Raw genomic sequence first — 13,201 nt, forward strand, 5'->3', positions numbered from 1 at the left:
TGCCCAATCCAGCACACAGAAACGTTTGATTCCGACCAATATTGGTTATACAAGAAACAAACAGCATGGTGATTGAAAAAGGAGGAAGCATAGGATGAGTTCATTTAAATTAGGAGATAAAATGCCCGATTTTTCACTGCCAACAGTGCAGGGCGATCACATTGAGTTTTACAAACATTTAGAGGAGCATCAAAGCTGGCACCTTATCGTTTTCTTTAGAGGATCATGGTGCCCAGTATGTGTCGAGGAATTAAAAGAGCTGGAAAAACAGCAATCCTATTTTCAAGACAAGGATATTCACTTAATGACGATCTCAACGGATAACCCTGAAGACTTGAAAGAATTTGCAGACAAAGAGGGACTTTCTTTCCCCATCATGTCTGACCAAGACCTCACATCATTGAAAGCCTATGAAGTCTTCTATCACGGGGAAGATGCCCCATACGAAGATCATGGGGTGCACGGAGAACCTGCTTATTTCTTATTAAATGAAAAAGGCCAAGTCCTCTATCAGCAAAGACAAACAAGTCCATTTGGCAGACCGCATGCCAACGAACTGCGCAAAATCATTCAATACATTCGTAAAAATTTAAAAGGCCAGTATAAAAGCCTGAAGTAAGGAAAAAGCCCTCGTGATGAGGGCTTTTTTTATGAATGCCTTTTATTATATAGCCAATCTGCGGTGAAAAAAACAAAGAGACCCGCCATGAGAATGATAAAAGTGACAGGTGGTTTATTACCCTGGAAATACATGTACAGCGCATGTCCTCCTAATGCGAGAAGATAAAAGACAAATGCTGTTACAGCTGCTTTTTGTGCATTGGCTTGTTCTCTTTTCGTGGTTTTTTTGAAAAACATTGTATCTATTCCCCTTTAAGATGCTTTCTTCATTGTCACACGGCGAAGTGCCCGTGATCGGATATACTCCATTGGTCCAATCCGCCAGACGTTTAAGCAAAGGGCTGAAATGGCAATTTGCAGAAGTGAAATGAACAGCCATGACAAGACGATAAGGGGGGCGTTGATTTGCCCGCCAAGACCCAATCCCCAGCTATAAAAAAGAAGCGAGCAGATGACATTTTGCAGGATATAGCAGCTAAGCGCCATTTTTCCTACATATTCAAACCAAGTCCACATGAACCATGATTCCGTCCGTGCTAAAAGCTTCGCCACAACAGCAATATAGAATATAGAGAGGAATGGTGAAAACACATAGCGCACCACAAATTCTACTATGTCATTTGGTACGAAGACGAGCGCATTCAGCGGCAGTCCAATCCACAAACCCATTCTAAATAATGTTTTCCGCAGAGTTTGCCCACGCTCATTTGCATAAAATACACCGGCTCTCATCATCCGCACACCTAATAAAAACAAAAAGGTATTCATTGGGATAATAAAGATCGCTTCTTCTCGGTACATCAAAAAGTGCTGTAATCGGTCTTGAACTTGAGATATCCATGTCTCCGGCAGTTGTTCTTCGTACGCTGGTTCACTGCTCCCGTCATAGGATTCAGTTTCCAATTCAGAGAAAGAAAATACAACGAGAAAAGCCGTCACCAACAAATGAATGACACCCGAGACAATCATGCCTTTTTTGATGCGCCGACTTCCTCCACGGACAATAAACGCCACAAGCAAACCCGTGACGGCGTAACTCATGAGCACATCATATTCCATCACTAGCGCAAAATGGACAAAGCCTTCAATCAATAAGAATAAAAGAATCCATAAATATGTACCCGGCCAAGTCGTATTTTTTCTTTTCGCCTGCTGGTATTTCAGCTCTAGCCCTACACCAAACATGATCGTGAGCAGCGATAGCATTTTGCCATAAACGAACATAGAGACAAGACTTTCAAGAAAACTGCCATTTTCATATTCATCCGCAATCTGATCTGTCGCAAAGGTATCCCCTGCGTACGCAAAAAACCAGACGTTTGTACCCAATGTGCCTAATATCGCAAAACCTCGTAAAATATCTAATAATCGTATTCTTTCTTTCACTAGAACGCTCCTTCCCTTTTATACAGTTATCACATTTTGGTAATGACAGGAAGAGCGTTCCGTAGAAATTAAGGAATATTTAAACAAAAAAACACCAGTAAAATGTGTGATTTTACTGGTGTCTGATCAGTCTATAATGATGGACGGTACACGCTGCGGACAACGTTCGTTTGGGAACGGTCTGGTCCGACTGAGAAAATAGAAAGTGGAATACCTGTTAATTGTGAAATGCGCTCTAAGTAATGACGGGCATTTGCAGGCAGTTCACTTAAATTCTTCACGCCTGTAATATCCTCTGTCCAACCTGGCATTTCTTCGTAGACAGGTTCACATTTCGCTAATTCATTTAGACTTGCTGGGAATTCTTCAGTGATTTCTCCGTTCAATTTATAAGCAACACAGATTTTCAATTTCTCAATCCCTGTCAGTACATCAATGGAGTTAAGAGATAAATCTGTAATTCCACTCACACGGCGTGCATGACGGACAACAACACTGTCAAACCAACCAACACGGCGCGGGCGGCCAGTTGTCGTACCGTATTCACGGCCAACTTCACGGATTTGATCGCCAATTTCATCATGGAGTTCTGTCGGGAATGGGCCATCACCTACACGAGTTGTGTAAGCTTTTGATACGCCGACCACATGTTGAATTTTCGTAGGACCTACACCAGAACCAATCGTCACGCCTCCAGCCACTGGGTTAGATGACGTCACGAACGGATATGTCCCTTGATCGATATCAAGCATAACGCCTTGTGCCCCTTCAAAAAGAACACGGCGGCCTTCATCTAGAGCATCGTTCAATACAACAGATGTGTCCACGACATATTTTTTCACTTGCTGACCATATTCATAATACTCATCTAAAATATCTTCAATTTTGAAGCCTTCTGTGTCGTACATTTTCTCTAAAAGACGATTTTTCTCTTCTAGATTACGTGCAAGCTTCTCTTCAAATACTTCACGATCTAATAAATCTGCGATACGGATTCCGACGCGGGCAGCTTTGTCCATATAAGCTGGTCCGATTCCTTTTTTCGTCGTACCAATCTTGTTAGCCCCTTTCCGCTCTTCTTCTACCTCGTCCAATTTTAAGTGATAAGGCAGAATGACATGGGCTCTATTGCTGATTCTGAGGTTATCTGTACTCACATTCCGTTCGTGAAGATACGCAAGCTCAGTGACCAACGCTTTAGGATCAACCACCATTCCATTACCGATGACACAAGTTTTCTCTTTGTAAAAAATACCGGACGGAATGAGGTGTAGCTTGTAAGTCACTCCATCAAATTTGATTGTGTGACCTGCATTGTTTCCCCCTTGATAACGGGCAATCACCTCTGCATTTTCTGAAAGGAAATCGGTAATTTTCCCTTTCCCTTCGTCACCCCACTGCGTACCTACTACGACTACTGAAGACATATCGTGCACCTCCGTTAACCTTTCAAAACGTTATCTCTTTCAAACACATTTATTTTATCAATGGACAATGAAAAAGTCAACGTGAAATCCGAACATTAATATCTCGAAATCAAATTTTGTTCGTTTTACATGTGAGGAAAAGCGCTTTAATTGCTCATTCTACGCTTGAACAAGAAGATTTCGATCAAAATTACTGTTTTTCTCATTTCCGTTTGTTCAGTGATTTTCAATCAATTGAATCATCGAACTTGCCATAAAGTCGGGTGAGTATGGTCTACCTTTTCTCAGCCACCACTCAGCTGTTCCAACATAAGCAGAAATGACAAATTGCTTCTGCATCTCGAGAGGAACGTGTTGTGGATCAGGTGTTGAACCTGTGACTTCTTCTAGCCCTAAAGTAAAGCTTTCTTCAAAAAAAGCACTGGCCGTCTGATGAACATTAAGCTCTCTTCCCCTTTTCAAGAGAATCTGATACTCCTCTTCATGTTCCTGCAAATGCTGATAAAAGCGGTAAATATACACATATGCTGCATGATCGCTCTTCCACTCATTTTCATGTACAGGAGCAAAAATAGCGGTTTTCATGACATCAAACATCTCATCCATGACCTGCTGAGCCAAGTCAAACTTATCCTCATAATGCTGATAAAAGGTGGTGCGATGGATTCCTGCCTTGTTCGTCAAATCTTGTACAGAAATCTTCCCCCATTCCTTCTCCTTTAATAACTGAAATAACGCTTTTCTTAATTGTTGCTTTGATTCAGTTGTGCGCTTATCCCCTCTGTAGCAGTCCGCCACAAGCCGCTCTCCCCTTCCCATTTTCTTCAACAGATTTCTCTTTTCTGTTGGTTGAATCCTTTCTCCTGATGAATTACCTTTAAATCTAACACAGTGAAAAAAAGGAATCATCTGACAACCCATAAGGAGTGATGATCATGGAAACAACAACACCTAGTGCCGTTCAGAAAGCGTTATTAAGAGGGAAAAATAAGCAGGACCCGTATCACCCATTTGATTGGTACGCCAAAATGCGTCAAGAATCCCCTGTTCATTTTGATGAACACAGCCAAACATGGAGTGTCTTCACCTATGAAGAAGCAAAGCGCGTCACCATCGATAAAGATACCTTTTCTAGTCAACCTCCTCAAGACCACCGGAAACATTCACTGATGAAAACAATGGTCATGATGGACCCGCCAAAACATACACGAATCCGTTCCATTGTGAGCAAAGCCTTTACACCCCGGGTGATGAAATTGTGGGAACCACGCATTCAAGAGTTAATGGATGATCTCATTGCACAAATAGAAGGTAAGGAAGAGATTGATCTTGTTCAAGACATCTCCTATCCGCTTCCTGTCATAGTCATTGCAGAGCTTTTAGGTGTGCCAACAGAACATAAACAATCCTTTAAAGAATGGTCCGATATTCTCGTCAGCATGCCTAAAAGTGAACATGAAAAAGATGTCGTTGAATGGCAAAAAACACGGGATCAAAGCGAAGCGGACATGATGGCGTTTTTTGCTGACATCATTGAAGAGAAGCGGCAGAACCTTAGTGAGGATTTGATTTCGCTTTTAATCCAAGCGGAGGAAGATGGAGATAAGCTGTCCGCAGACGAATTAATTCCTTTCTGCAATCTTCTCCTGTTAGCAGGCAACGAAACGACCACCAACCTGATCTCCAATATGATCTTTAGTTTGTTAGAAAATCCGGGGTCGTATGAAGCGCTCGCTCAATCACCTGACCTCATTCCTCGAGCTGTGGAGGAGGCTGTCCGTTTTCGTGCCCCTGCGCCTACCATCGTCCGGTATGTCACAGAAGACACCGAACTTGGAGGAAAAGTCTTGAAAAAGGGAGACAGTGTGATTGTCTTTCTTGCTTCTGCGAACCGGGATGAGCGTCAATTTCCAAACGCACATGAGTACGATATACACAGGCACCCTAATCCCCATATTGGCTTTGGCCATGGCATTCATTTCTGCCTAGGCGCACCTCTTGCTCGCCTGGAAGCATACACTGCCATCAAAGCCATACAGTCACGATATGAATCACTAGAGCTTCTCTCTTACGTCCCAATGACAAGCAGCGGTATGTATGGACTAAAAGAACTGAAGCTCCGTGTCACGCCTCGTTCCTAACAATCTGAGACTCTCACAAGATGGGAGTCTCAGGTTGTTGACAAAGGGCTAAAATGGTGTTGATTTTAGCCCTTTGTCTTCTTTTCAGCGTGATAGAAAACCTTTGCAGCCCTAGGAAGGACGAGTACTGGCGCGGAGCGAATTTATCATTCGTGAGCACCAGCACGCAGGACTGACACCGAATGCGAGGGTTTGTCTACACGCTGGGACTCCCACGAGATGGGAGTCTTTCTTAATCAGGTGTAATTCCTTCTGTATTCATGAGCACCACTCGATATCCATCTGGATCTTCAATCGTCACGCCTCCTCGATCCCAGTACGGGTTCGTAGAGGTGACATGCCGTCCGCCAAATGCAATCAGTCTCTTTTTCATCTGCTGAAATTCTTCTTCATCCGGAATATAGAATACAAGCAGCTGCTCTGGGTGGGGAACAGGCAAGCTTTCGTCTTCTTCATGTTTGGTGATTTCCAGATGAACATGCTGGTGAGGAAGCCCAAGCATGACCCCATCATACCCTTCATGCTGATCAAATGAGCCTATTCGTTTCAGCCCTAAACCTTCTTCATAAAAAGAAACAACCTCTTTCATGTTGACGGTCGGACGTGCGATGCGTAATTGAGCGGCTTCGAATTGTTGAAACTTCATCAGTCATCACTCCTTTTCTCTCCTTTTAGTATACGCTCTCTTTTTCTTCCACTCCTCCTCATTTCGACTGTTTTTCAGTCATTCTTTCGATGTAGATGGATCAAAAAAAGCCCAGCTTCTTGAGCTGGGCTTTAAGCACCGGGCGGAACACCCGCATCGTCAAATCTTCTTTCTAAGTTGACGAATTTGTTATATTCTTTTACGAATGCCAGTGACACCGTTCCAACTGGACCGTTACGCTGTTTTGCAATAATAATTTCAATAATGTTCTTATTCTCTGATTCTTTGTCATAGTAATCATCACGATAAAGGAACGCCACAATATCGGCATCCTGCTCAATACTTCCTGATTCACGAATATCAGACATCATCGGACGTTTGTCCTGACGCTGCTCTACCCCACGAGAAAGCTGTGATAAGGCAATGACCGGCACTTCAAGTTCTCTTGCTAGTGACTTTAAAGCCCTAGAAATTTCAGATACCTCTTGCTGACGGTTATCGCTTGATCGGCCACTCCCTTGGATGAGCTGTAAGTAGTCAATCAGGATCATGCCAAGTCCGTTTTCTTGCTTCAAACGGCGGCATTTCGAGCGAATCTCACTGACTCTAATACCAGGTGTATCATCAATGAAAATCCCACTGTTTGATAGCGAACCCATCGCCATTGTCAGCTTACCCCAGTCCTCTTCTGTGAGATTACCGGTTCTTAGGTTTTGTGCATTGATATTTCCCTCGGCACAAAGCATACGCATGACCAGCTGCTCAGCACCCATCTCTAAACTAAAGATGGCGACACTTTCATCCGTCTTGGTCGCGACGTTTTGGGCAATATTTAACGCGAAGGCTGTTTTCCCTACGGACGGACGAGCGGCTACAATAATCAAGTCATTTCGCTGGAAGCCAGCTGTCATCCGGTCAAGCTCTGAGAAACCCGTTGGAATCCCAGTGATATCACCTTTTCGATTATGAAGCTGTTCAATATTATCATATGTCTGAACAAGAACGTCTTTAATGTTTTGGAAAGCTCCTGAGTTTTTACGCTGAGCCACTTCCATAATGGTTTTTTCAGCATCACTCAATAGATCTTCTACTTCATCCTCACGCGTATATCCATCTTGTGCAATGGTTGTCGCTGTACGGATCAGACGTCTTAAAATGGATTTTTCTTCCACGATTTTTGCATAATATTCAATGTTTGCGGCAGTTGGGACAGAGTTCGCAATATCGGTTAAATACGAAATCCCGCCTACCTCTTCTAGTAAGTCTGTATTGGCAAGTTCTGATGTCACCGTGACAAGGTCAACCGGTTCCCCTCTATCACCAAGTACAAGCATCGCATTGTAAATCTTTTGATGCGACATTCTATAGAAATCCTCTGGAATTAATACTTCAGAAGCGAGCGTTAGCGCAGATGGTTCTAAAAAAACAGCACCTAATACGGCCTGCTCGGCTTCTATATTTTGCGGCGGCAGCCGGTCATCGAGAAGTTCCGTCATGCCAAGCACCGTCCTTTCATAAAAAAATACGCTACTCATCATTTTAACATTTTCATCAATAAAAAAGTGAAAAACATCAACTATAGTCAAAATTACCATGTCGATGTTTTGTTGAACAGCGAAACAACACACTTCAAATAGAAAAGACTCTGTAACATAAATTGTTATAGAGTCCTTTGTATCGCTAATGGAATTTGTAGCTGTTGTTCACACATGTGATCGATACTCCAACATGGCATGTACACGCACATGATCAAATATTGAAAATATCAGGTGCGTTTTTTAATCTATCGTTTTCTTAACTCCGTAATTCACCTTTTGTCCAATGTCATATAAAGACCCGTTTTCATACCCAATAGATAACACCAAATCGGGAATAGAATCATATCCGTTTTTGGCTAAGTCAAAGAGCTGTGCACCATAATGTGATGCAGCAATGCGGGCATTTTCTGCTGTGTATGGATTTTTCAGAAGTTCTTCTTTGTAGATATCGAAAATATTCGCTCCGGTATCCGTTACAAATTGACCGTTTACAATGCTTAAATCTTTTAAATTGTAGCCTGTCACCGTTTTGATTTGATTGACAAGGTGGAACTTTGCAAGTGAATCCGGCGTGAATTGAGTCGAATCATCATTTCTACTTTTCATAATATGGAAAAATAGTTCTCTTGTATTGTTGCTTGTATTTAATATGTCTTCTATTTGGTTGATCAGTGATTCATCAGTTGATCCACTCACCACTAATTTGAAATGATTTGGGTCAATGGTAAAAGTTAAATTGGCGTTTTTAGGAATGTTCAAACCATTGGTAGAAAACAAAGCTTGCAGTTGTTCATTCACCTTTTGACGATTTAATAGTTTCTTTTCTACACTTTCTTGGGTAGGATCGTACCGTTTTTCATTACGGAAGGCGGCATCATTAGAATTATAATGTCCTCCTGTTCCATTATTAGCCCAGCCAATTTCAATAGAGTAAGCCGCTTCTCTTTCTGGTTTGGTTAGGTCACTTCTGAAATAAGGAGAGTATGGATTTCGATACTTATCAAATATATGACCATGAGGATCTTTGAATCGTTTATTTTGTTCATTTATTTTTTCGTATTTTTCATCTAATATTTTCATCCGTCTATCAGATTCGGTCATCACTTCATTTGTACTTTTAATAGCTGATTGGCCTTTAGAGTCTATTTGGTTCAGATTGTTTGAAGCACTGGCTGTGTATGACGTATTAATATTCATTTTGATTCTCCTTTTTTAAGAAAATAGTGATTATTAAATATATCGGCATTTCAGTTAAAATTTGTTAGTTTAATGTCGATATAGTAATTATTACAAGGAGGGTTAATATATGACAAATACGATCTTTAAACGTTTATTATTACCAGCATTATTATTGGCGCTTGTTACTAGTTTTTTCGCACCTACGTCAGCAGAAGCAGCAATTACGGGGAATAACAGTCCTAACACTGCAAGTTCAATGGGATATTGGAAAAATAGTCGTTCAGACACGACAATCTTACCTGAAGGTGAAAATGAAGCGTATTATCAGTTTACGATCAATAAAGGTGAAAGAGTTTATGTCCGAAGTTCGTATAATAAGCAATATACAGGTATGAAAATCGAGGTGTATAATTCAAAAAATTCGGACGGAAGGTCCAGAGTCATTAATCCTGATTCAGTCACACCCTTTATTTTTGCAAATACTGGTGACGTGACTTCAACTTCAGAAACTTATTTTGTGAAAGTGACCCGTGGTACATATACAGGGAATATGTATTTTACTGTTTCCATTCAAGATCGTATTAAATCTGGAAATGGGACATTCAATTTTACGGGGACGGCTACAAACTTGGGAAATTCTTCTTTAAATTTTTTAGGGGTTGATTCTTCTGTCATTACAATGGATTTAACGAACAATTCTTCTATTCCTAAAAGTGCAATCGTTAAATCGATTACGACAACTAGTACTCAAACACCCAACCAAGGGAATGTCACACACAAATTAATGGATAGTGAAAGTAACATTTGGTATCAATCACTTTTCTCCTCTGCAACAAGTGGTTCTTATCGTATATCTCTGGAAGATCAATTAAGAGTCGCTCAAAAATGGAACTTTAAGTACAACGCAAAAGCTACGGCGAGATCTACTATGAGCAATGTCAAAGCCGATATCCGTTACGAATATGATGTCACAGATGGATTTTAATTAACTAGTGTTGACAGATACGATCAAAAAGTAAGGGTACCTCCCTTACTTTTTTTATTGCCTCATTTTTGATGTTATATGTTATTTCGTCACTTTTAAAACAGCCCCTCCTCTTTCAACACGCTCTCTAGCAGAACCCCGACTGACCATTTCATTTTGTTATGAATGAAAATGTTAAAAAGAAGAGTAGTGTATTTTTGTATGAAAGGACGGTGCTTGGTATGGCGGAACTTCTCGATGACCGGCTGCCTACGCAAAATATAGAAGCAGAGCAGGCCGCATCAATGAATTGGGCGAAATTAACATTTACATAACTTTATGAACATTTGACTTTATAATTAATAGCTATTATTATTTGGTTTGCTCACATGATAATTGAGAATCATTTTCATTTGAAGTTTTCAAGTAATACTCTCATCCAACCAATATTCACAAGTCTGCTTTTATCACCATATGAGGATCATTTTGAGGAAGGGAATTTTTATATATGTTGAAACACCCTGAAGGAATGGGTACTGAGAATTCACTTTTCGGAGAAAGCCGTCCCTTTTTTATACCTGGGACGGAGCAACTGGATATCACAGCACACCCATACAGACTTTTTATATTTAAACCGAATGCTACTCCTCCAGCGGCTGGTTTTCCAGTCATGTACGTACTTGATGGAAATTCGCTTTTTGGCACAATGGTCGAAGCCATTCGTTTACAGTCAAGAAGACCTGAAAAAACAGGAATCATACCTGCAATCATTGTTGGAATTGGCTATCAAACAGAAGAATCCTATCATCCGCTTAGGCATTATGATCTCACTTTTACCGCCCCTGATGCTTCCATTGGGAGGAAAAGAAAGGACTTCTCCAACCATACATATGGCGGCGCTTCTACTTTCTTTTCTTTTTTAGAAATGACGGTAAAGCCCTATATCGAACAACGCTTTCCGATCAACCAAAGTCGTCAAACACTGTTTGGGCATTCTCTTGGTGGTCTTTTTGTATTACACACACTATTTGAGCACCCTGATGCTTATCAGACATATATTGCAGGGAGCCCTTCTATCCACTGGAACAAAAAATTATTTCTAGAAAAAGAACACCAATTCACCAACTATATACGTCAGGTGCCTATGGATGTCAGGCTGCTTGTAGGTGTAGGTGAGTTAGAAAAACATCATCCATGTCAAATGAATGATCATGCCAATTCACTAGCAAATCGTATGTTGCCTTTATCGTCATACGGCTTGCATACTGCCTATCACGAGTTCCCTGAAGAAGGACATACGTCCGTTTTGCCGGTGCTGATGAATTATGCTTTTCGTTTTGCACTCTATCATGATGATCCTTTAACAACCACAGACATGGAAAAAAGCTAGTGAACACACGAAACATAGTGATCTATCTCAAAAGATTGCCCTTATCACATGCGCAGGACGGACAACGAATGCAAGTATTTCTCTACACCCTACGCACCCTGATCTCCATCAGGGTGCTTTTTTGACAGAATAAACACACCATTTTCCAGCTCTTTCTGATACAATTCAATTGAGAATATTTATCAATTAATAAGAGATCAGGTGGTTTTATGGGAAACAATCATCAATTATGTACAAAGGTAAATGCTGAACAATGCATTTATCGATTAACATATACTGAAAAAATAAATAATGCAGATCTTCCACATACGGAGCAGCAGTTTTCAGATACTTTCTGCCTCCTCTTTAACATAAGCGGCAGCGGTTTACTTACATTGAATGATCAAAGATGGCGATTGAAAAATCTGACACTCTATACGATGATGCCTGGGGAAACATTTATGTTGAAAACAGAGCCACATCAAAAACACGAGCTCTATCTGTTTCGCTTTCAGATGTACACGCTACAAGGTCAAAGCATAGAAGAAGTATCAACTGAACAAGCCCAATCTTTACTGAATGTATGGCAATTTATCGATATTAGCTCGATTGAACACATTCATTCTTTACTGTCCGACATGACAACAGAATGGCAAAAACCTGAATCCATTAGCTTTTTTAGAAGCCAAACCCTTTTTCAACAGCTCATCCTGCAGCTTTTCACACTGCATAAAGAAGACATTTGTGACACAACACACGCCCTTTTCAAAACAAAACAATATATCGATCAACATTCCGAAGAACCTCTCAGCCTTACAAGTCTATCTCATATGGCTGGTATCAGCGCCAATCATTACAGCGAGTTATTTAAAAAGCATTTTGATGTGAGTGTCACTGATTATATCACCAAGAAAAGACTGGCTAGAGCCAAACAGTTCATGGCAAAAGGTCATGCAAAGCTCAAAGACATTGCACAAGACATCGGCTATCAAGACCCCTATTACTTTAGCCGCATCTTTAAGAAAAAAACGGGTATCACTCCTTCTGCTTATATGAAAAGCCGTCAACGGAAAATGGCTGCCTATGGTCATTCCATACTCGGTCAGCTCACACCCATTCATATCATCCCATATGCTGCCCCTCTTCACCCTAAATGGACAGCACATGATTTTGAGCATTATGCAGAAGAAATTCCGATTCATCTGAGTGCACATCGTATCTACGAGCACGCTGAAGCCAATTTACAGCAATTGAAGGAAGCACAACCTGAGCTGATCATTGCCAATGATCATGTGACAGAGGAAGAAAAACAAGTGTTGAAAACCATCTGTCCTGTTCACTTTGTTCCATTCACACAATTGGATTGGCGCGCTCAATTCAGACAAACAGCTCTGTTCTTAAACGAAACGAGGGAAGCAGAAGAATGGCTCCTTCATTACGAAGAACTCGTCATTCAAGCGAAAAAGGCATGCCTTATTGATCATCCACCAAGAACCGTCCTGCCTCTTCGTATCTTTCAAGATCAGCTCTACTTATCTGTCAATCGTACTATGGCAGAAGTAATTTTTCATGACATTGGCCTTCTACCAGCTTTTCAGAATGATGGACAGCTAATAGAAAAAAAAATCAGCATTCACTCTATACAGCAGTTAGACCCCGATGCCATCTTCCTCTTGTTGCATAAAGAACCAAAAACCATTGCTTTTTATCAAAAGTTAAAGCAACAGGAGGCTTGGCAAAATCTCAAGGCTGTGACGCAACAAGCCGTCTATCCACTCGCTTCTGACCCTTGGCGTGAATACACAGCAGCCAGTCATCAACGAGTCATTCAGGACCTTTTATCTTTTTTTCCGTAAAAAGTCCATCACTAGACAGATCATTGTCTATGGATAAAAGGACGAATGACTACTACAATCTTTAATTGAGAACA

At 41.0% G+C, this 13,201-nt stretch carries 12 protein-coding genes; 5 read left to right on the top strand and 7 right to left on the bottom strand.

From position 1 onward, the window contains the following. The first annotated feature begins 94 nt into the window (after window positions 1-94). Complete coding sequence (locus tag ES896_RS05220) at window positions 95-619, top strand: peroxiredoxin family protein (RefSeq protein ID WP_007497396.1); 525 nt, start codon at window positions 95-97, stop codon at window positions 617-619. 29 nt (window positions 620-648) lie between these two features. Here the strand turns inward: ES896_RS05220 and ES896_RS05225 are convergent, their stop codons facing one another. The 4 genes from ES896_RS05225 to ES896_RS05240 all read right to left on the bottom strand — a co-directional run bounded on the left by ES896_RS05225 (window position 649) and on the right by ES896_RS05240 (window position 4,253). Further along, window positions 649-858 (bottom strand): hypothetical protein, encoded by a 210-nt coding sequence (locus ES896_RS05225; RefSeq protein ID WP_057078799.1) that lies wholly within the window; start codon window positions 856-858, stop codon window positions 649-651. A 15-nt stretch (window positions 859-873) separates the two neighbouring features. Beyond that, the gene (locus tag ES896_RS05230) at window positions 874-2,007 is read right to left on the bottom strand and encodes a DUF418 domain-containing protein (RefSeq protein ID WP_135226521.1); all 1,134 of its coding nucleotides are present in this window, start codon (window positions 2,005-2,007) and stop codon (window positions 874-876) included. Between the two features lie 131 nt (window positions 2,008-2,138). Continuing rightward, window positions 2,139-3,434 (bottom strand): adenylosuccinate synthase, encoded by a 1,296-nt coding sequence (locus ES896_RS05235; protein ID WP_007497400.1) that lies wholly within the window; start codon window positions 3,432-3,434, stop codon window positions 2,139-2,141. Window positions 3,435-3,650: 216 nt separating this feature from the next. Further along, complete coding sequence (locus tag ES896_RS05240) at window positions 3,651-4,253, bottom strand: TetR/AcrR family transcriptional regulator (protein WP_240688367.1); 603 nt, start codon at window positions 4,251-4,253, stop codon at window positions 3,651-3,653. Window positions 4,254-4,369: 116 nt separating this feature from the next. On the opposite strand from ES896_RS05240, the gene ES896_RS05245 reads away from it, so the two are divergent. After that, window positions 4,370-5,575 (top strand): cytochrome P450, encoded by a 1,206-nt coding sequence (locus tag ES896_RS05245; protein ID WP_056703851.1) that lies wholly within the window; start codon window positions 4,370-4,372, stop codon window positions 5,573-5,575. A gap of 232 nt (window positions 5,576-5,807) precedes the next feature. Here ES896_RS05245 and ES896_RS05250 read toward each other — a convergent pair whose 3' ends face one another. From ES896_RS05250 to ES896_RS05260, 3 genes are all read right to left on the bottom strand, one after another. Beyond that, on the bottom strand, window positions 5,808-6,221 hold the full coding sequence (locus ES896_RS05250) for a VOC family protein (RefSeq protein WP_017359894.1): 414 nt from the start codon (window positions 6,219-6,221) through the stop codon (window positions 5,808-5,810). A gap of 131 nt (window positions 6,222-6,352) precedes the next feature. Then, a complete protein-coding gene (gene dnaB / locus ES896_RS05255) occupies window positions 6,353-7,717 on the bottom strand; it encodes a replicative DNA helicase (protein WP_003214779.1) in 1,365 nt (454 codons plus the stop codon). 282 nt (window positions 7,718-7,999) lie between these two features. Then, entirely contained in the window at window positions 8,000-8,956 is a 957-nt protein-coding gene (locus ES896_RS05260) for a DUF4885 family protein (RefSeq protein WP_135226523.1), read from the bottom strand. 109 nt (window positions 8,957-9,065) lie between these two features. Here ES896_RS05260 and ES896_RS05265 point away from each other — a divergent pair, with 109 nt between their 5' ends. From ES896_RS05265 to ES896_RS05275, 3 genes are all read left to right on the top strand, one after another. Further along, the gene (locus tag ES896_RS05265) at window positions 9,066-9,923 is read left to right on the top strand and encodes a hypothetical protein (RefSeq protein WP_046344902.1); all 858 of its coding nucleotides are present in this window, start codon (window positions 9,066-9,068) and stop codon (window positions 9,921-9,923) included. A gap of 487 nt (window positions 9,924-10,410) precedes the next feature. Next, the gene (locus tag ES896_RS05270) at window positions 10,411-11,292 is read left to right on the top strand and encodes an alpha/beta hydrolase (RefSeq protein ID WP_007497413.1); all 882 of its coding nucleotides are present in this window, start codon (window positions 10,411-10,413) and stop codon (window positions 11,290-11,292) included. 209 nt (window positions 11,293-11,501) lie between these two features. Then, a complete protein-coding gene (locus ES896_RS05275) occupies window positions 11,502-13,127 on the top strand; it encodes an AraC family transcriptional regulator (protein WP_135226524.1) in 1,626 nt (541 codons plus the stop codon). Window positions 13,128-13,201: the final 74 nt, after the last annotated feature.

This window comes from Bacillus sp. 005/A4HT-01/001 (assembly GCF_004634445.1).
GTDB lineage: Bacteria > Bacillota > Bacilli > Bacillales > Bacillaceae > Bacillus > Bacillus altitudinis.